This window comes from Duganella sp. 3397 (assembly GCF_031456625.1).
GTDB classification, from domain to species: Bacteria; Pseudomonadota; Gammaproteobacteria; order Burkholderiales; family Burkholderiaceae_D; genus Rugamonas; species Rugamonas phyllosphaerae.
Genome location: NZ_JAVDVB010000001.1, coordinates 282,085 through 300,505, shown reverse-complemented (window position 1 = coordinate 300,505; position 18,421 = coordinate 282,085). Strand labels below are relative to the sequence as shown.

At 67.0% G+C, this 18,421-nt stretch carries 15 protein-coding genes; 6 read left to right on the top strand and 9 right to left on the bottom strand.

The features are described 5' to 3' along the window. Positions 1-19: 19 nt before the first annotated feature. Entirely contained in the window at positions 20-1,294 is a 1,275-nt protein-coding gene (locus J2X54_RS01270; RefSeq protein WP_310176888.1) for an MFS transporter, read from the bottom strand. A gap of 118 nt (positions 1,295-1,412) precedes the next feature. Between J2X54_RS01270 and J2X54_RS01265 the strand changes: the two genes are divergently transcribed. From J2X54_RS01265 to J2X54_RS01255, 3 genes are all read left to right on the top strand, one after another. Continuing rightward, a complete protein-coding gene (locus tag J2X54_RS01265) occupies positions 1,413-1,853 on the top strand; it encodes a DUF3597 domain-containing protein (protein WP_310176885.1) in 441 nt (146 codons plus the stop codon). A 100-nt stretch (positions 1,854-1,953) separates the two neighbouring features. Next, positions 1,954-3,894, top strand: coding sequence for an arylsulfatase (locus J2X54_RS01260; RefSeq protein WP_310176883.1), 1,941 nt, complete (start codon positions 1,954-1,956; stop codon positions 3,892-3,894). Next, the gene (locus J2X54_RS01255) at positions 3,894-5,114 is read left to right on the top strand and encodes an SUMF1/EgtB/PvdO family nonheme iron enzyme (RefSeq protein WP_310176881.1); all 1,221 of its coding nucleotides are present in this window, start codon (positions 3,894-3,896) and stop codon (positions 5,112-5,114) included. The genes J2X54_RS01260 and J2X54_RS01255 overlap by 1 nt, the downstream gene beginning before the upstream one ends. A gap of 3 nt (positions 5,115-5,117) precedes the next feature. Here J2X54_RS01255 and J2X54_RS01250 read toward each other — a convergent pair whose 3' ends face one another. After that, positions 5,118-6,128, bottom strand: coding sequence for an aldo/keto reductase (locus tag J2X54_RS01250; protein WP_310176879.1), 1,011 nt, complete (start codon positions 6,126-6,128; stop codon positions 5,118-5,120). Positions 6,129-6,229: 101 nt separating this feature from the next. Between J2X54_RS01250 and J2X54_RS01245 the strand changes: the two genes are divergently transcribed. Further along, positions 6,230-7,171, top strand: coding sequence for a LysR substrate-binding domain-containing protein (locus J2X54_RS01245; protein WP_310176877.1), 942 nt, complete (start codon positions 6,230-6,232; stop codon positions 7,169-7,171). Here J2X54_RS01245 and J2X54_RS01240 read toward each other — a convergent pair. From J2X54_RS01240 to J2X54_RS01230, 3 genes are all read right to left on the bottom strand, one after another. Then, positions 7,146-8,327 (bottom strand): aminotransferase class V-fold PLP-dependent enzyme, encoded by a 1,182-nt coding sequence (locus J2X54_RS01240; RefSeq protein WP_310176875.1) that lies wholly within the window; start codon positions 8,325-8,327, stop codon positions 7,146-7,148. The genes J2X54_RS01245 and J2X54_RS01240 overlap by 26 nt on opposite strands. Before the next feature lie 81 nt (positions 8,328-8,408). Beyond that, positions 8,409-8,855 (bottom strand): MarR family transcriptional regulator, encoded by a 447-nt coding sequence (locus J2X54_RS01235; protein ID WP_310176873.1) that lies wholly within the window; start codon positions 8,853-8,855, stop codon positions 8,409-8,411. 20 nt (positions 8,856-8,875) lie between these two features. Continuing rightward, positions 8,876-9,736 (bottom strand): CPBP family intramembrane glutamic endopeptidase, encoded by an 861-nt coding sequence (locus tag J2X54_RS01230; RefSeq protein ID WP_310176872.1) that lies wholly within the window; start codon positions 9,734-9,736, stop codon positions 8,876-8,878. Between the two features lie 169 nt (positions 9,737-9,905). On the opposite strand from J2X54_RS01230, the gene J2X54_RS01225 reads away from it, so the two are divergent. Further along, on the top strand, positions 9,906-11,051 hold the full coding sequence (locus J2X54_RS01225) for an FAD binding domain-containing protein (RefSeq protein ID WP_310176870.1): 1,146 nt from the start codon (positions 9,906-9,908) through the stop codon (positions 11,049-11,051). Positions 11,052-11,082: 31 nt separating this feature from the next. Here the strand turns inward: J2X54_RS01225 and J2X54_RS01220 are convergent, their stop codons facing one another. After that, positions 11,083-11,997: a LysR substrate-binding domain-containing protein gene (locus J2X54_RS01220; RefSeq protein ID WP_310176868.1), complete on the bottom strand. Its 915-nt coding sequence runs from the start codon at positions 11,995-11,997 to the stop codon at positions 11,083-11,085. Between the two features lie 136 nt (positions 11,998-12,133). Here J2X54_RS01220 and J2X54_RS01215 point away from each other — a divergent pair, with 136 nt between their 5' ends. Next, positions 12,134-13,429 (top strand): aminotransferase class V-fold PLP-dependent enzyme, encoded by a 1,296-nt coding sequence (locus tag J2X54_RS01215; protein WP_310176865.1) that lies wholly within the window; start codon positions 12,134-12,136, stop codon positions 13,427-13,429. A gap of 125 nt (positions 13,430-13,554) precedes the next feature. Here the strand turns inward: J2X54_RS01215 and J2X54_RS01210 are convergent, their stop codons facing one another. The 3 genes from J2X54_RS01210 to J2X54_RS01200 all read right to left on the bottom strand — a co-directional run bounded on the left by J2X54_RS01210 (position 13,555) and on the right by J2X54_RS01200 (position 18,349). Further along, positions 13,555-15,561: a TonB-dependent receptor domain-containing protein gene (locus J2X54_RS01210; RefSeq protein ID WP_310176862.1), complete on the bottom strand. Its 2,007-nt coding sequence runs from the start codon at positions 15,559-15,561 to the stop codon at positions 13,555-13,557. Positions 15,562-15,619: 58 nt separating this feature from the next. Continuing rightward, the gene (locus tag J2X54_RS01205; protein WP_310176859.1) at positions 15,620-16,021 is read right to left on the bottom strand and encodes a DUF2946 domain-containing protein; all 402 of its coding nucleotides are present in this window, start codon (positions 16,019-16,021) and stop codon (positions 15,620-15,622) included. Positions 16,022-16,087: 66 nt separating this feature from the next. Further along, positions 16,088-18,349: a TonB-dependent siderophore receptor gene (locus tag J2X54_RS01200; protein ID WP_310176857.1), complete on the bottom strand. Its 2,262-nt coding sequence runs from the start codon at positions 18,347-18,349 to the stop codon at positions 16,088-16,090. Between the last annotated feature and the right edge of the window lie 72 nt (positions 18,350-18,421).

The window sequence follows — 18,421 nt, the reverse complement described above, 5'->3', positions numbered from 1 at the left end:
TGCCGGCCGACGTGGGTAATTACTCCGGAATCGGCTTGGTCACCAAAAACAAATACGACATCGCCCCCATGAACGCAATCCCCGCCCCCGCAAGCAGCGCCGGCACGAACGACCAGGTTTGCGCGATGTAGCCGGTGAGGATAGGCGCCAGCGCACCACCGAGGAACCCACCGAAATTTTGCAGCGCACCGAGCGAGGCCACCCGGCTGGGTGGCGCCGCCACGGTGGCCAGCGACCACGCGCACGCCGACGAGGCGTTGGCCAGGAAAATCACGATCGAGATGCACGCCACCGCGACGACATTGCTGTCCACCAGCGCCGCCGGAATGGTAAACACCACCATGCCCAGGGTGGCCACCACCACCGCGTTGCGCCGGACCGTGACCGGCGACGCTGCCGCGCGCGCCACCCGGTCCGACGCCCAGCCGGCGATCAGTGCGCCGGCAAAGCCGCACATGAACGGTACCGACGCTGCCAGTCCCGCATAGGCCAGGTCCATGTGGCGCTCGGTGCGCAGGTAGCCGGGCAGCCAGCTCAGGTAGACCCAGTTCAGGTACACCGAGCCGAAGAAGCCGAGCATCATGCCCCAGGTCACGCGGTAGCGGAACAGCGCCAGCCACGAGGCAAAGCCGGCCTTGGGCGCCGCAGTGCTTACCTCCTCCACTTCGAGATAGTCCTTTTCCTCGGCCGTCATGTCCGCGCGCACCGGGTCGCGGTACAGCGCCACCCACACCACGGCCGCCACCAGGCCCATGGCGCCGGTGATGAAGAAGGCCCAGTGCCAGCTGGTGGCAATGATCAATGGCGCGAGCACCAGCGGCGCCAGCGCCACGCCCAGCGGCGAGGCCGAGTTGTAGATGCCGGTGGGCGTGCCACGCGCGCGCGCCGGGAACCAGTTGCTCACCACGCGCGCCGCTGCCGGAAACTGCGGCGCCTCGCCAATGCCGAGCGCAATGCGCGCCAGCACGAAGTAGCCGAACGTGGCCGCAAATCCACCGGCCGCCTGCGCCAGCGACCACACCACCAGGCCGCCGCCGAGCAGCCAGCGCGGCCCGACCTTGTCCACCAGCGCGCCCACCGGCAACTGGCACAGCGCGTAGCTCCACGAGAACGCCGACAGCAGCAGCCCCATCTGCCCCAGCGACAGGCCCAGGTCGGCGCGGATGTATTCGTTGGCGACCGCCAGCGTGGCGCGGTCGAGGTAGTTGATCACGCCGCAGACGACCAGCAGCACCAGCGAGAGCTGCTGGCGGCGCAGGATGCGGGTGGGGGTCTCGTTATAAGTTTTTTTCATGGGGTGCGAGTATAGCCGTAGCGCGGCAGCGCGGTGCCGACGCCGTTAGCTCGCGCACAGACCCCCCGCCCCAAACCCGTATGCTCAATCTTTTGACCCACCCCACAGGAGATCCCACATGGGCATGCTGAGCAACATCTTCCACAAAATCTTCCCGGCCTCGCACCCGGCCATCGCCCAGGCGCCGCAAGGCACCACGGTGCCGGCGCCCGCCAACCCGGCCGCAGTGCCGGCCGCACCTGCAGCATCGAACGTGCCTGCGGCAGACACCACCGCAGCGCCCGCTAGCGTGCACCTGTCCGAGGTGGACGTGGCGTCCATCCTCAACGGCAAGGCGCAGCAAGCCGGGCAGCCGCTCAACTGGCGTACCTCGATCGTCGACCTGCTGAAGCTGCTGGACCTCGACAGCAGCCTGCAGGCGCGCAAGGACCTGGCGCAGGAGCTGCATTACAGCGGCGACACCGGCGACTCGGCCGCCATGAACATCTGGCTGCACCGCCAGGTGATGAACAAGCTGGCCGAAAACGGCGGCAAGGTGCCGGCCGATCTGAAGGACTGATCGTCGTTTCAAAAATCGCATGACCTAACGCGAAATGCTTCGTTCCTGGCCGTGCCGATAACATTTATTCTTTGCGGATCTCGTGTCCGCAAGGAATACCATGTCTCGCCCTGCCCGCCTGCTGCGCACCGCGCAACGAACCCTGATCGCTGTCTCCGTCACCAGCGCCGTGATGCTCGCTGGCTGCGCCGAATCGGCCAAGGAACCCTTGTCCTCCGCAGCCCCAAGCGCGGCTGGCAAAAAACCCAACATCCTGTACATCATGGCCGACGACCTCGGCTATTCGGACATCGGCGCCTTCGGCGGCGAGATCGACACGCCCAACCTGGACGCGCTGGTCAAACAAGGCCGCCTGCTCACCAACCATCACACCGGCACCGTCTGCGCCATCACGCGTGCGATGCTGGTGTCCGGCACCGACCACCACCTGGTGGGCGAAGGCCACATGGGCGCACCCAACGACGAGCGGCGCGGCCTGCCCGGCTACGAGGGCTTCCTCAACGAGAGCTCGCTATCGTTCGTGCAGCTGCTGCGCGACGCCGGCTACCACACGTATATGGCCGGCAAATGGCACTTGGGTTCCGCCATTGCCGGCGGCGCCGTCACCACCGCCGGCAAGACGCCCGACCAGTGGGGCTTCGAGCACAGCTACGCGCTGCTGGCGGGCGCCGCCGCCAACCACTATGCGCACGAGCGCGAAGGCTCGACCAACTACACCGAAGACGGCAAGTTCGTCCAGCCGGGCCAACCGGGCCAGCCCGGCGGCGTGGGCGGTGAGCCGTTCTATTCGACCGACTTTTATACCAAACGCCTGATCTCCTACATCGACCGCAACAAGGCCGACGGCAAGCCGTTCTTCGCTTATGCCGCCTACACGTCGCCGCACTGGCCGCTGCAAGTATCGGAGCCGTGGCTGTCGAAGTACAAGGGCAAGTACGATGCCGGCTACGAGGCCGTGCGCGACGCGCGCATCGCCCGCCAGAAACAGCTCGGTATCATCCCCGCCGACTTCACCCCGTACGCGGGCGCGCCGGACACCACCGCGCGCAGCCCGGCCACGGCCGGCTTCAATACGGCCACTGCAAAGTACATCAACGCCAACAACGGCATGGCGCAGGGCTATACCGATTACGGCCCCGGCAAGGTCAACAAGAAGTGGACCAGCCTCACCGCGCTGGAAAAGAAGGCGCAGGCGCGCTACATGGAAATCTACGCCGGCATGGTCGATAACCTCGACCACAACATCGGCCTGCTGATCCAGCATTTGAAGGACATCGGCGAATACGACAACACCTACATCATGTTTCAGTCCGATAACGGCGCCGAGGGCTGGCCGATCGACAGCGGCGCCGATCCCCGCCTCACCGACGAAGCCAACGCCACCGAACCGGTGTACGCCACGCTGGGCACCGACAACGGCGCCCAGGCCGCCCGCCGGCTGCAATACGGCCTGCGCTGGGCCGAGGTGAGCGCCACGCCGTTTCGCCTGACCAAGGGCTATGCCGGCGAGGGCAGCGTGGCCACGCCGCTGATCGTGCGCCTGCCGGGCCAGAGCGCGCGGCTGCCCAACCTCAATGCGCTCACCCACGTTACCGACAACACCGCCACTTTCCTGGCGCTGGCCGGCGTGACGCCGCCTACCCAGGCCGCGCCACCGGCGGTCGATGCGGCCGGCGTCGATCGCAACCGCGGCAAGGTGGTGTACAACGGCCGCAATGTCTATCCGGTCACCGGCAAGTCGCTGCTGCCGCTGCTCGAAGGCGGCGCCGCCAGCGTGCGCACCGGGCCGCTGGGGCACGAGTCGTACGGCCGCGCCTACCTGATCAGCGCCGACGGCAAGTGGAAGGCGCTGTGGAACGAACCACCGGTGGGTCCGCTCGACGGCCGCTGGCAACTGTACGACCTGACCCGCGATCGCGGTGAGACCACCGACGTCGCCGCGCAAAACCAGGCGCTGACCAACACCATGGTCGGGGAATGGCAGCAATTCATGCAGCGCGTGGGCGGCGTGGAACCATTGAAGCCGCAGGGTTATTACTGATGGGCGTGGCGTTGCGCGTGCGGGGCTGGCGCCTGGTGTTGCTGGTGCTGGCGATCGTGGCGGTGCTGCTGGCGCGGGACTGGCATGCCAGCGCCAGCACGGGCAACGGCAACAGTATCGGCAATAGCACCGCTGATGGTGCCGGCACCAGTCAAGGTGACGCCATCGGCGCCGGCCACGCGCTGGCCGCGGCATCGACGAGCAGGCTCGGCAGCGAACCAGCGTGCGCTGCCTACAGCGGTCTGCCCGCCGGCTGGGGCAGCGATCCGCACGCCGGCATGGTGCGCGTGGACGGCGGCAGTTTTATCTTCGGCAGCGAGCACGGTTACCCGGACGAGCGGCCTGCGCAAGCCGGCGCCACCCGCGTTGCGGGCTTCTGGATCGACCGCACGGAAGTGACGCAAGCGCAGTTCGCCGCCTTTGTGGCCGCTACCGGCTATGTGACGCAAGCGGAGCGCCAGGGCGCCGGCGTGGTGTTCCACGTCCCCACGGCAGAAGAGTTGCAACAACGCCCGTACGCGTGGTGGACGCTGGAAAAAGGCGCGCAATGGCGCACGGTGCAAGCTGGCGCATCGGCGTCAACATCAGCGCCAGCTTCTGCCTCAATGTCATCGCCAGCGCCAGCATCTGCTATGGCATCGGCGGCATCGGCGGCACCGGCCGCGTCGGCAAACGTCAACGCCAGCGGCTTCCATCTGCCGGTCACCCTGGTCACGCAGGCCGACGCGCTGGCCTACGCCCGCTGGCTGGGCCGCGACCTGCCCACCGAGGCCGAATGGGAGTACGCCGGCAAGGCCGGCCGCAGCGATGCGCAGCTCGACACGGCGCCCGCCGACGCCGCAGGCAAGCCTGCCGCCAACTACTGGCAAGGCGCGTTCCCGCAACTCGACGTGGCCGCAGACGGCCATGCCGGCGTCGCCCCGGTGGGCTGCTACGCGCCCAACGGCTTCGGCCTGCACGACATGATCGGCAATGTCTGGGAGTGGACCCGGGACCCCTATACCGGTCCCCGTCAGCCGCACGCCAATGGCGACACCGCCGTGGCGGCCGGCCGCCCTGCCAACCCCGTCAGCCCCGCCAACGCCGCGATGGTGATCAAGGGCGGCTCCTTCCTGTGCGCGCCCGATTACTGCGTGCGTTACCGCGCCTCGGCCCGCGAGTCGCAGGAGCGCGACCTGGCAGCGGCGCACATCGGCTTTCGCACGGTGCGCCGCAATTGATACTTACTGGCCCGGCAGCGGTGCGTGTGGCGACACCAGCCCCTGCTCCCGCAAAGCCTGCCAGAACGCCGCCGGCACCACCTGGCGCAGCGCCGCCTGGTCTTCCAGCAGCCGCTCGGGACGGCTGGCGCCGGGGATTACGCTGGCCACCGCCGGGTGGGCCAGTGAGAACTGCAAGGCGGCGGCCTTGATGCCGATGCCGTGCTCAGTGGCAAGCGCAGTCAGGCGCGCCACTTTCTCGACGATGGCAGGCGGCGCCTTGGCGTATTCGAAATGCGTGCCGCCGGCCAGGATGCCCGAGCTGTACGGACCGCCGACCACGATGTCCACCTGTTGCGCGGCGGCGGCCGGCATCAGGCGTTGCAGCGCGCGGTCGTGATCGAGCAGCGTGTAGCGGCCGGCCAGCAGGAAGGCGTCCGGCTTCGGTTCGTCGAGGTCGAGCGTGAGTTCGAGCGGCTCCACGCGGTTCACGCCCAGCCCCCAGCCCTTGATCACGCCTTCGTTGCGCAGGCGGTCCAGCACGCGGAAGGCGCCGGTGCGGGCGATTTCGTATTGCGCCAGCCATTCGTCGCCAAAGAAATCCTGCGCCACGTCGTGCACCCAGACGATGTCGAGGCGGTCGGTCTTGAGGCGCAGCAGGCTCGCCTCGATTGAGCGCAGCGTGGCGTCGGCGCTGTAGTCGTTGACGATCTTGTTTTTCAGGCCGAATTCGAACAAGCCCCCCTTTTCTCCCATGTCGCGCGCTGCCGGGTCTTCCAGTTCGTCGAGGATGACGCGGCCGACCTTGGTGCTCAACACGTATTCGTCCCGCGGGCGGCGGGCCAGCGCTTCGCCCAGGCGGATCTCGGCCAGGCCGGCGCCGTACAGCGGCGCGGTGTCAAAAAAACGGATGCCCTGGTCCCAGGCCGCATCGACGGTGGCGATCGCCTCGGCCGGGGGAATGTCGCGGTACATATTGCCCAGCGGAGCGGTGCCGAAGCCGAGTTTGCCTTGCAGGTGTTGACGGATGCTCATGGGGTTCTCCTTGGTGGATGAATCAATGAGACCAGTGTAGTTTGACTTTTACAGACCGTCCAAGACATAATTTGCACATCTTAAGTCCCTTCAGGTCTGACATGCTCGATATCCGCCAGCTGCAATACTTCGTCGCCGTGGCCGAGGAAGAACACGTGGGGCGCGCTGCCGAGCGCCTGCACATTTCGCAATCGCCGCTGAGCCGGCAGATCGCCCAGCTCGAGGAAAAGCTCGGCCTGACCCTGTTCGAGCGCAGCCAACAGCGCATTCGCCTTACCCGCGACGGCCGCACGTTTCTTACCGAAACGCGCGCCTTCCTGGTCCACGCCACGCGCCTGGAAGCGATGGCGCGCCGCCTGGGCCGGGGCGACGAGGGCGGGCTGTGCATCGGCTACATCGACAACGCCATGCACGCCGGCGTGCTGCCCGACGGCCTGCGCACGCTGCGCGGCGAACGCCCGCAGGTGCACGTGGCGTTGTACAACATGCACTCGGCCGAGCAGATCGAGGGCCTGCGCCAGCGCAGTCTCGATATTGCCCTGTTATGCGAGCCGCCGGCGCCCGATGATGCCGACCTCGATAGTGCGCTGGTACGTCGCGATCCGATGCTGCTGGCGCTGCCCGACGGCCACCCGCTGGCCGCGCTGCCGGCACTGGCGCCAGCCGACCTGGCGGCGCAAGACTGGATCCTGGTGCGCCACAAGGACACCGCACGCCAGCACGACAACTTCATCGCCGAGTGCGCGCGGGCTGGTTTTACTCCACGCGTACGGATGGAGGCGACCGAGCCGCTGACGGCGCTGGGACTGGTGGGGGCGGGACTGGGCATCGCCATGGTGCAGCAGGGCTTGCGGCACCAGGCGCCGCCGGGCGTGGTGCTGCGCGAGCTGCCGTGGTTCAGCTACCGCACGCCATTGTGGGCGGCCTGGCACCGCATCAACCTGCGCCCGCTGGTGGGAGATTTCCGGGCCATGCTGCTCGCCGGCGCCAACGCCAGCGCCGACAGCGGGCAGAGCGTCATGTCCGCGCCGCAGCCAGCCTGACAATCGCCGCCGCCAGCGCATCGACATCTTCCACGCGCGTGTACAGGTGCGGCGTCACCCGCACGATCGATTCCGTCCCCAGCTGGCGCACCACGGTAAATATCCGGTGCTCTTCCATCAATCGCTGCGCCACATCCGCCGCTGCCATCCCCTCGATGCCGAACGCGCCGAGAGCACAGTGGCGCGCCGGATCGGTGGGCGTGTACAGGCGCACGCCGGGTACGTGGCGCACCGCGTCCATCCAGCGCCGCGCCAGCCAGCGCAGGCGCGCCTCCTTGTTGGCCGTGCCGATCCGGGCGTGGAAGGCCAGCGCATCCTCGATCGCCATGATCGGCGCCGGCGGCACCGCGCCGAAGTGACCGAGCTTGTCGATATCGGCGGCGGCGTGGGTACTGTCCGCATAGAACGGCGCGAGGTCGGCGATGCGCTCGCGCGCGACGTACAGCAGTCCCGTGCCCAGCGGCGCCCCCACCCACTTGTGCAGGTTGAACACGACGAATTGCGCGCCCAGCTGCGGCACCCGGTAGTCGAGCTGCGCCAGCGAATGGGCGGCGTCGATGATCACGTCGATGCCGCGTGCGCGCGCCATCGCCGCAATCGCCGCCACCGGCATGATCTGGCCGGTGCGGTGCACGATGTGGGTCAGCAGCAGCACCCGCGTGCGCGCCGTGATGGCAGCCGCGTAGGCCGCCACGATCTCGGCGTCGCTGACGGGATCGCGCGGAGCGTCGACCACCAGCGGCACCACGCCGCGCCGCGCCGCCAGGGCGGCGACGATATCGAGCGCGCTGTCGTAGTCGTGGTGGGCGTACACGATCGCGTCGCCGGGCGCGAACGGGTAGCCCTGCAAGACGATGTTGAGCGACTCCACGGCGCTGCGCGTGATCAGCAGCTCCGCCGCATCGACGCCGGTGAAGGCTGCCAGCGCCTGGCGTACCTGTGCCAGGCGTTGCGGCCAGCGCTGGCGCAGGAAATAACTGTTCTCGGCATCGACCTCGTCCTGGTAGCGGCGCAAGGCGGCGCGGACCGGGTTGGCGGGCATGCCGAAGTAGCCGTTTTCCAGGTTGATGAAATCGGGCGAGGGCGCGTACTGTGCGCGGATAGCGTCCCAGAACGCGGTGTCGTCGGCAGCGACGCTGGTGATCGGTGGTGGCACTGTGGACTCCCATGGCAAGCCGCAGCGGGCGGCGTTGCCAGGGAGTGTACGCGAGACGTGCTGCTGCATTCGACTATTCGACTATTTATCCGCCTGCGCAGCCCGTGCGGCGCGGATGCGGGCGCCGAACGGCTGCTGCTCCAGTGCGGCGATGGCCTGTGCGAGGGCGGTGGACAGCGGGTAAGGCAATTGCGCGTCGAGGTTGTCCGCCGCTGCCGCCGTGGCCTGCCAGCACTGCTGGATCTGCCCGAGCAGGGCGCGCCCATTCTTGCTGAGCTTGATCACTTTCTGGCGGCCATCGAGCTTGCCGGCGGCAGCCGTCAGCAAGCCTTCCTTGACCATCAGCGCCACGGTCTGAGTGGCGGCCGGCTGGGTGATGCCGGCCTGGATGGCGATCTCGCCGATGGTCAGTGGTTCGCGTTGCAGCAGCGCTTTCATCACCGGCGTGTAGCGCGGCCGGTAGGTCAGGCCCGCGTCGAGGTAAGACTGCTCGACCGCGCCGTCGAGCAGTTCGATCAGGTGGCGCAATTGTGTTCCCAGTCCCTGCTTCACAATGTGGTGTTCTTTCCGCCCCGTCGCGGGGCAAGATGGTGGGCGCGCCGGGCCTGGCGCAACAGCCACGCGGTGGCAACGGCCAGCACGACCAGGGTGGCGGCCGAGGCCTCGAGGCCGTAAGCGCCGCCGGTGAGCCATTTCGGCCCGGTGAACTGCAACTGTAGCAGGCCGTGCCCCGGATTGCCCGACGTGGGCACCGAAAACACGCCGCTGGAGACGAAGTTCCAGGCAAAGTGGATGCCGATGGTGAGCCACAGGCGGCGCGTGGCCAGGTAGGCAGCGCCAAACAGCAGGCCGGCCACCACGGTGTTGATCACGGCCAGCGCGGTGACACCGTCATTGGGCACATGCGCCAGCCCGAACAGCAGCGCCGAGACGATCAGCGCCGCCCAGCTGCCCACCGCGCGCTCGGTGATGCGCAGCAGTACGCCGCGAAACACGATCTCCTCGATCACCGCCACGAACAGCATCTCGGTGAGCGACTTGGGCAGCGTGCCCCAGCCGCCGAAGCCCAGCCACTGGCTGCCGCCGGTGGCGGCCAGCGCCATCACCGCCAGGAACAGCAGGGTACCGAGGCCCAGTCCCATGGCCAGTTCGCGCCGGAACGCCACTCCGCCCAGTTCCGAGGCCACGCGTTGTTCCAGCTTGCGCACGCAGTACAGGTAGCCCGCGACACCGAGCGCGGTGGCCAGCAGCGGCGGCCAGTACGCACGCAGCGCCTTGTCGGCAATCTGGTTCGAGGCGATCAGCACCAGCGCCACCGGCAGGCAGACCGCCAGCAGCGCAAGCACGATGCGGACGACAGTAAAACGGGTGAGGCCTGTGGTGGCGGGCGGGTAGTGGGCGATATCCATTGCGACTCCGGGGTTAGGTTGACCATCGATAACGCCAATTATATAAGCACTTATATAAATTGGCACGTGAATTTTTGATGTGTGGTTTTCCCTCCCATCCGGGACGTTACGGGTGCCCGCAACAGGCGCAAAATTGCATCATCTCTTACCTCGCTGTCAGGACCCCGCCATGACCGACAACAACGCCCCCCGCCGCGCCCTGATCATCGGCGGCTCGCTGGCCGGCCTGTTGGCCGCCACCTGCCTGCGCGCCGCCGGCTGGCAGGTGCAGGTGTTCGAGCGCTCGCCGCACGCCTTGAGCGGGCGCGGGGGAGGCATCGTCCTGCAGCCCGACGTGACGGCCGCCTTCGACTATGCCGGTGTGCAGCATGACGCCAGCATCGGCGTGCGGTCGGGCGACCGCATTTTCCTTACCGCCAGCGGCGACGTGCTGCAGCGCGCCCATATGCCGCAGGTGCAGTCGTCGTGGAACAAGCTGTATGCGCTGCTGCGCCGGGCCCTGCCCGATGGCATCATCGAAGCGGGCCAGCAGCTCGACCGCTTCGAGCAGCATGACGGCCAGGTCACCGCCCACTTCACCAGCGGCCACCTGGCCACCGGCGACCTGCTCGTCGGCGCCGACGGCCCTGCCTCGGCGGTGCGGGCGCAACTGTTGCCGCAGTCGGTGCCCGCGTATGCCGGCTACGTGGCGTGGCGCGGCCTGGTGCCCGAGCACGCCCTCGACGGCGCCGCGTTCCGCCTGCTGGAACAGGTGTTTACGTTCCAGCAGGGCCAGGGCCACCAGCTGCTCGAGTACATGGTGCCGGGCCAGGACGAGTCGGTCGCCAAGGGCGCGCGGCGCTGGAACTGGGTGTGGTACCGCAACGTCGCCGCCGGCGCTGCGCTCGACGCCCTGATGACCGACACCAGCGGCCGGCGCCGCCGCTACTCGCTGCATCCGGGAGCGGTCAAGCAGGTGGACCACGACGGCCTGCTGGCGGACGCGCGCGCCATGCTGGCGCCGCCTTTGCGGCAGCTGGTGGAGGCGACCGCGCAGCCGTTCCTGCAAACCATTGTCGACCTGGAAACCCCGCGCATGGTGTTCGGCCGTACGGTGCTGATCGGCGACGCCGCCTTCATCCCGCGCCCCCACACGGCCGGCGGCGCCGCCAAGGCTGCCGCCAATGCCCACGCGCTGGCGCTGGCCCTCGCCCACGGCGGCGCCGACATCGACGGCGCGCTGGCGCGCTGGGAGCCGGACCAACTGCGCCATGGCCGCCAGCTGGTGAGCTGGGGCATCGATGCGGGCCGGCAGATCATGGGCAATGCTGCCTAAAACACAGTTCTTACTACATCAGCAGCCAGGCTCAGCCGTCCAGCGACGCATCGAGCCCGGCCAGGTCGGCCGCCAGCCGCGCGCGCATGGTGGCCAGCAGTTGCTGGGCGAACGGTGTCAGTGGCCGCCCGGCCGGCATGACCAGCTGGCAGCCGTATGCGAGGGTTTCCGAAAAACGCCGCAGCACGATGTCGCGGCCTGCGTAATCGAGCGCGGTGACCGGGTTGACGATGGCAATGCCGACGTTGTGGCGTACCAGCTCGCATAAGCTGATCGTATACGGTGTTTCGACCACCGTTTCGGGTACGACGCCGTGGGCGCGAAAGATGGCGTCGAGCCGCACGCTGGCGCCGTCCTCGGGATTGAGCGCCAAGAACGGGTAGCGCGCCAGGTCGGCCGGGCGGATCACCTTCTTGCGCGCTAGCGGGTGTTTCAACGGCAGCGCCACTACGCCGTTGTAGCGGGCGAACACCGAGTGCTCCAGGCCGTCGGCACTGACCTCGTCGGCCATCAGGCCGATATCGGCCTCACCCGCCAGCAGGCGCGCGCGCACGTCGCGCGACGACATGATCTGCAACGACACCGTCACCTTGCGCTCGCTTAGTTGCAGTTCGCTGAGCACCCGCGGCAGGAAACCCACGCCCATGCCCGGCAGGCTGGCGATGCGGATGCGGTTGACACCGAACTGGCGCAGGCTGCGCAGCCGGTGTTCGATGGCATCCAAACCCACGAAACAGCGATGCACCTCGGCCAGCAGCGCATGCGCCTCCTGGGTGGGCACCAGCTTGCCCCGTACGCGTTCGAACAGCGCCAGACCGGCATGGGTTTCCAGCTTGCGTAGCGACAGGCTCACGGCCGGCTGCGTCAGGTTGAGCAGGCGCGCCGCCTTGCTGGCGGAGCCGGCCGTCATCACGGCGCGGAAGATCTCGATTTCACGGAGCAGCATGGTCGACGGTAGCTTAAGGGTATAAGCCCAGTTTATAGCTTGCGAAGTCGGGCAGCAAGCACGGCGGTCGCGTTTGCCTACAATGCGCTGATCGTCCCTCGCTCATCACCCATCATCCATCACCTAAAGGACCGCCATGACCATCAGCCGCCGCACCTTTCTCCAGGGTTCCGTGATTGCCGCCGGCACCGTTGGCGCAATGCCGGCGCTGCACGCGCAGGCGCAGACGCCGTTCATCAAGGCGCCAGCCGGCCCGGTCGCGCAAGTGGTGCGCGACGAAGCGTACTGGCGCGAGATCCGGTCGCACTACGACGTCAGTGGCGACTTCATCAACCTGGAAAACGCCTACTACGGCATCATGACGCGCGCGGTGGCGGACGACTTCAAGCGCCATATCGACCATTTGAACCGCGACAACTCGTACTTCCTGCGGCGCGAGTTCGACCGCCAGGGTATCGAGGCCATCCGCGCCACGCTGGCGCAGCACCTGGGCGTGCCCACCGACGAGGTGGCGCTCACGCGCGGCGCCACCGAATCGCTGCAAAACCTGATCAGCAACTACCAGCTGCTCAAGGCCGGCGACACCATCATGTATGGCGACCTCGACTACGATTCGATGCAGTACGCCATGAACGATCTGGCCGCGCGCCGTGGCGCCACGGTGGCCATGGTGACCACCCCCGAGCCCGCCACGCGCCAAGGCGTGCTGGACGCGTACGAGCAGGCGCTCAAGGCCCACCCGCGCACGCGGTTGCTGCTGCTGACCCACATCAGCCACCGCACCGGCCTGGTGTACCCGATGGCGGAACTGGTGAAGATGGTCAAGGCGCGCGGCGTCGATGTGATCGTGGACGTGGCGCAGTCATGGGGGCAGCTCGACTACCAGCTGCCCGACCTGCAGGCGGACTTCGTCGGCGGCAACCTGCATAAATGGATCGGCGCGCCGCTGGGCCTGGGCTTCATTTACATCCGCAAGGAGAGAATGAGTGCGATCGGCGTCCACCTGGGCAACGCCGACTACGCTCCCACCGACATCCGCGCGCGGGTACTGGCCGGCACCGTCAACGCCGCCGCGCTGATGACCATCCCCGATGCGCTGCGCCAGCACGACGCCATGGGCACCCGCAACAAGGGCGCCCGCCTGCGCCACCTGCGCGACCACTGGGTGGCGCAACTGCGCGGCAACAGCAAGGTGCAGATCCTGGCCCCCGATGACATGAGCGGCGCCGTCACCTCGCTGCGCCTGGCCGGCAAGACAAGTTTTACAGACAACGTCGCCCTGCAAAAGATCCTGATCGACCAGTACGGCATCTTCACGGTGCCCCGCAAGGGACCGGCAGGCGGCGCCTGCCTGCGCGTGACGCCAGCTCTGTTCACCACCACCGCAGAACTCGATAAATTCACCACCGCGATCGGAAAAATCACCACATGAATTGACAACAAAAACGGCCATAAAAACGCCTCGTAAATATTTATACATACTGTTTATACGAAATAAACTATTTATTTTATATAAACGATATAAAACATTTATTTTCAGCGATATTTTTGACGGTTTTACAAGGTGAAAGCGGCCGCTAAATAGATGGCGCGGCCGTCGCCCGGAGCATGGCGGGTCTGGTCGTTTTGCCAGACATATTCGTAGTACCGGTTGGCCAGGTTTTTTACTTGCACGTCAATTGTCACTTGTGGCGAGACGCGGTACGACGCGCCCAGGTTGAGCAGCGTATAGGCGCCCCAGGTGTTGCCGGTGTTGGCCGTGGTGAGGAAGTAGCCGCCCTGCCCGCTTGCCCATGCCGACATCTTGAGCGCGGCAGCCACCTGCCAGTCGTAACCAGCCGAGTACAAGGTGCGCGGCACGTGGTCGATCTGCTTGCCCAGCGTCGCTGGCGCCGCCGGGTCGGGTTCGATGATGCGCGAGCGTTGCAGCGAGTAGCTGAGCCAGGCGTTGCCGCTGGCCCTGGTGCGGGCGTTCAGTTGCAGGTCGGCGCCCTGGCGCCGGGTGCGGCCCAGGTTGTCGGAGCCGCCCGCCGGATCATTGAGCCGGCGCTTGACCTCGTCCGATGCATCCTGCCGCCACAGCGCCACCCGGCCATCGAGCCATTCGCTGGCGGCGAACTTCACCCCGCCCTCCCAACCCTCGTTGATCGATGGCCGCAGCGAAGCGGCCGTGCTGCGATAGGCCGCCGCGCCTGCCCCCACCTGGAAGGTGCGGCCCCAGTTGCCGTACACGCTGGCGCCCTCGCCCAGCGCGTACACGGCGCTGAGCTTGGGCTGGCGAATCAGGCCGTAATCCTCGATGGCGTAGCGCACGCCCTTCGACGGATCGTTGAACGACCCATCCACTTGATCGACCCGGTAACCCGGTATCACCTTCAGGCCGGCCAGTGGCTGCCACACGGCCTGCACGTAGGCGCCATAGGTGTCGAAGCGGAAGCGCTGGTCGCGCGTGGTGGCCACCCGCACCTGGTCCACCGTGTTGTAGCGCGGACTGCGATCGTTCTGGTGCTCGGCGCTCACGCCCGTTTCCAGCGCCAGCAGCGCCGATGGCCGGTACGTGGCGCTGGCGATCAGGCCCACGTGGCGCTCGTCGATCATGCGCTCCTGCTGCGATGCCGTCACCGCGTAGCGCAGCCAGCGCAGGTCGCGCACCGTGTTGACATAGGCCCTGGTCGCCAGCGACCAGGCGCCATCGACCTTGTGGTCGAGTTGCACGCTGGCCTGGGTCATGGCGCGGTTGCCACCGGTCGACCTGGCGTAGTCGTAGGCGCTGGTCGGATGGCTGCGCGCATCGCGCGCCTCCAGGTAGCCGGCCTCGTCGCCGTCGCCTTCGGTGTGGCGGACCGACAGGCCGCTGCGGGTGCGGCCGTCGTCGCTGGTGTAGAACCACTTGCCGCTGACCGTGTATTTTTTGAACGCAGAATTATCGCGGTAGCCGTTCGAGTCGGCATAGCCCAAAAAATAGTTCTGCGACCAGTTGCCGTGCTCGATGCCTTGCGCCACCTGCACCTCGCGCGTGCCGAAGCTGCCATAGCTGATCCGCGCCCGCCCCTCGTTGCCGCCGCTGCGCGTGGTGACGTTGGCGTTGCCGGCGATATTGTGCAACCCGTAGCGCGGGTCGTTGGTGCCGCGCACGATCTCGATGCCGGTGATCTCGAGCGGGAACAGCATGTCGAGGAACGGCATGCCGCCGGCGTTGTCGTTGGCCGGAATGCCATCGATCAGTAGCTTGACCGCGTTGACCTCGCCCTCGCCGTTAAAGCCGCGAAACGACAGCTTGCCCGATTCGTTACCTTGCCGAAATTGGGTGAGCATCACGCCCGGTGCGCGCGCAAACAATTCCCATGCGTGCTGCACCTGCTGGTCTTGCAACAGCTGCGGTCCCAGCACATCGACCGAACTGAGGACGTTGCGCGCCGACAGCGGCCCGGTGCGCTGGGCGCTGATTTCCACTCGTTCCATCTTGCCGAGCATGAGCGTCGACTCTTCCTGCGCCTGTACCGTGGCGACGGCCGAACCCAGCGCCGCGCAGACGAGCGCGTGCTTCATAATTACCTTGTGCATGATTGTTCCTGTGTAGTCTGGCATAGCATCCCGGCCAGGCGGGATGCGCGAAGAAGCACTACACGAGGGCGGGTGGACCGCGCGGGGCGGCCGATGACCACGCGAACTGCACACTCGGGGCGGTGTAGAACAGCAGCGGGAAGACGTCGTGGCCACCGAGCACGGCAAACACGATGGCCGGCGGTGGCGCCAGCGCCGGACCGCCGGCGTGGGCGGCGCAGTACGGGCAGTTTTTCAGGTGGTGAGAAAGCGGATCGGAGGCCGGCTGCGGCTGGCCGCCGGGCTGTTCGACACTGAGCTGGACCAGCTTGCTGCCGGCAGCGGTACAGATTTCTGCCCAGCCGGCGCTGGCCCGGTTGACGGCCAGTGCCGGCGATACCGCCGGCGCGAGCGCACTGAACAGGATGGCCAGCATGGCGATCCAGAGCGTCAGACGGCGGCGGGCGAGGGAGTAAAACATGGCCCGATTATAGAGCAACCCGGCCAGCCGTCAGCGCCAGGCAGGCGCTGCGTTCCAGGCCAGCGCTTACAACGCCGCGCGCAAGGTCACCACCACGTTGCGCGGATCGCCGTAGTAATAGGCCAGGCCGGACGGCGCAAAGCGCTTGTAGTAAGTCTTGTCGGCGAGATTGTTGACGTTGATTTGCACCGAGTAGCGGTCGTTGAAGCGATAGCCGGCCATGGCGTTGAGCACCGAGTAGCCACCCTGGCGCGCGGACAGACCGCTGCCGGTGACGGTGGCGTCGCTCTGGATGTTGGCGCCGCCGCCCACGGTCCAGCCCTTGAGCAGGCCAGCCAGGCGGTAGTTGCTGAAGAAGCGCAACTGGTGGCGCGGATCGATCGCGCGCAGCGGCTGGTTGGTGTTGGCGGCGGTATCGACCACGTACTTGGTGCGGGTGTTGGTGTAGCCTCCCTGGATGCTCCAGCCGGGCATCAGCTCGCCCGACAGCTCCGCTTCCCAGCCTTGGCTCTCGGTCTTGCCGCCGGCAATACGGCAGCGGCCCGTCGGGTTCGACGGCGCGCAGGTGGCCGGTCCGGCCGAGTCTTCCACGGCGCGACCGACGTTGTTGATGCGGAAGATGCCAGCCGATGCGTTGAGCTTGCCGCCGAAGAATTCGCCTTTCAGGCCCGCCTCGTAGTCTTCGCCGGTGATCGGCTTGAGCATATTGTTGTTGACGTCCTTGACGTTCTGCGGCGTGAAGATTTCGGTGTAACTGACGTAGGCGTTGAGCTTTTTCGTGATGTCGTACACCAGGCCCACGAACGGCGTGGTCTGGCGCTCCACCTTGTAGCTGGTGGCAGGTGCCGCCGGGGCGCGGTACTCGTACCAGCTCAGGCGCGCGCCGGCCAGCGCCGTGAGCGAGTCCATCAGCGACAGGCTGGTGGTGGCGTACACGCCCTGCTGCTGGACAAAGGTCGGCTGCAAGGTGTTGACCGTGACCAGGTCGTTTTCCGGGTAGGTGCTGTACGGATCCCAGTTGCGGATGTCGATGTTATTGAGCGGGAACTGGTTGCCCAGCCCGGCCGTGGCGACCGTGCGCGTGCGCAGCGTTTCCGCGCCCACCACCAGCTTGTGCTGGCGGCCCAGCAGCGTGAACGGGCCGTTGGCGCTGAGCGAGTAATTGTCCTGCTGGCTGTCGTCGCCCGTGTATTGCGACGTGGTCACGCCGAACAGGTAATCGTCCTTGCTGCCGGTGGGACGGGCGATGTACGACTGCTTGAAGCCGTTCGGATCCATTTTCAGGTGCAGGTAGCCGGCGCTGGCCTTGGCGCTCCAGCCATTGTCGAAGCGGTGCTCGAGTTCCACGAATGCCTGCTCGTTGGCGCGGTTCCAGCGGTTCCACGAGGCGCCGAGAAAGGTGTCGCGCGGCAGGTTCATCGACGAGCCGTCCAGCTTGGCCGGCATGCCGCCCCACGCGCCGGTGGCATCGAGCTCGGTGCGCTGCAGGCTGGCCGTGAGCAGGGTGTCGGACGACAGGTCCGCTTCCACCACGCCGTACAGCACCTGGCGGTCTTCCTGCATCGCCTTCTGGAACGAGTCCTTCTTCTCCCTGACCGCTACCAGGCGCGCGCGCACGGTGCCGGCATCGTTGAGGGCGCCCGCGATATCGCCTTCGACGCGGCGCCGGTCCCACGAACCCAGCACTGCCGTGGCGGACGCCTGGAAGTCGCGCGTGGGGCGCTTGCGCACCAGGTTGACGGTGGCCGACGGATTGCCCGAGCCGCGCAACATGCCCGACGCGCCGCGCAGCACTTCCACGCGGTCGAGCACGGCCGCATCGGGCTGGGCAAAGGCCGAGCCGCCCTGGGTGATGGTCAGGCCGTCGATCTGCATGGCGTCGATCTGGTAGCCGCGCGAGTGATAGGTGATGCGTTCGCTGTCGGTGTAATCGACCGCGATGCCGGGCGTGGCCAGCATCAGGTCGGTCAGGTTGAGCAGCGCGCGGTCTTCGATGAACTGGCGCGTGAGCACGGTGACCGGCTGCGGAATCTCGCGCACCGATTCCAGGCCCTTGACGATCGACGTCTTGCGGCTGCCGAACGAGCCGGAGTTCTCGGTGGTGACACGGTCGCTGGTACCGGTGACGGTCACGGTGGGCAGCAGCGCGTCGCGGTCGCTGTCGGCACGCGCTGGCGCCACGGCATCGGCAGCGTCGGCAGCATCGGCAGCGTGGGCGAGCGGGAACGTGATGGCCGCGCTCGCGCAGAGCAGTGCCAGTCGGGCCGCCAGGCGCACGGGGCGCATGGCTGGCATGGATGAAAATGGTTTGCCTGCGCGGTGGAACATCACAACTCCTGAATGGTGAGCAATCTAAATGATAATCACTCGCAATTATAATCAGGAATTGTGACTACGTCT

Coding starts and splice junctions, on each gene's coding strand:
- J2X54_RS01270 (WP_310176888.1), bottom strand. CDS start 1,294: ATGAAAAAAACTTATAACGAGACCCCCACCCGCATCCTGCGCCGCCAG.
- J2X54_RS01265 (WP_310176885.1), top strand. CDS start 1,413: ATGGGCATGCTGAGCAACATCTTCCACAAAATCTTCCCGGCCTCGCAC.
- J2X54_RS01260 (WP_310176883.1), top strand. CDS start 1,954: ATGTCTCGCCCTGCCCGCCTGCTGCGCACCGCGCAACGAACCCTGATC.
- J2X54_RS01255 (WP_310176881.1), top strand. CDS start 3,894: ATGGGCGTGGCGTTGCGCGTGCGGGGCTGGCGCCTGGTGTTGCTGGTG.
- J2X54_RS01250 (WP_310176879.1), bottom strand. CDS start 6,128: ATGAGCATCCGTCAACACCTGCAAGGCAAACTCGGCTTCGGCACCGCT.
- J2X54_RS01245 (WP_310176877.1), top strand. CDS start 6,230: ATGCTCGATATCCGCCAGCTGCAATACTTCGTCGCCGTGGCCGAGGAA.
- J2X54_RS01230 (WP_310176872.1), bottom strand. CDS start 9,736: ATGGATATCGCCCACTACCCGCCCGCCACCACAGGCCTCACCCGTTTT.
- J2X54_RS01225 (WP_310176870.1), top strand. CDS start 9,906: ATGACCGACAACAACGCCCCCCGCCGCGCCCTGATCATCGGCGGCTCG.
- J2X54_RS01220 (WP_310176868.1), bottom strand. CDS start 11,997: ATGCTGCTCCGTGAAATCGAGATCTTCCGCGCCGTGATGACGGCCGGC.
- J2X54_RS01215 (WP_310176865.1), top strand. CDS start 12,134: ATGACCATCAGCCGCCGCACCTTTCTCCAGGGTTCCGTGATTGCCGCC.
- J2X54_RS01210 (WP_310176862.1), bottom strand. CDS start 15,561: ATGCACAAGGTAATTATGAAGCACGCGCTCGTCTGCGCGGCGCTGGGT.
- J2X54_RS01205 (WP_310176859.1), bottom strand. CDS start 16,021: ATGTTTTACTCCCTCGCCCGCCGCCGTCTGACGCTCTGGATCGCCATG.
- J2X54_RS01200 (WP_310176857.1), bottom strand. CDS start 18,349: ATGTTCCACCGCGCAGGCAAACCATTTTCATCCATGCCAGCCATGCGC.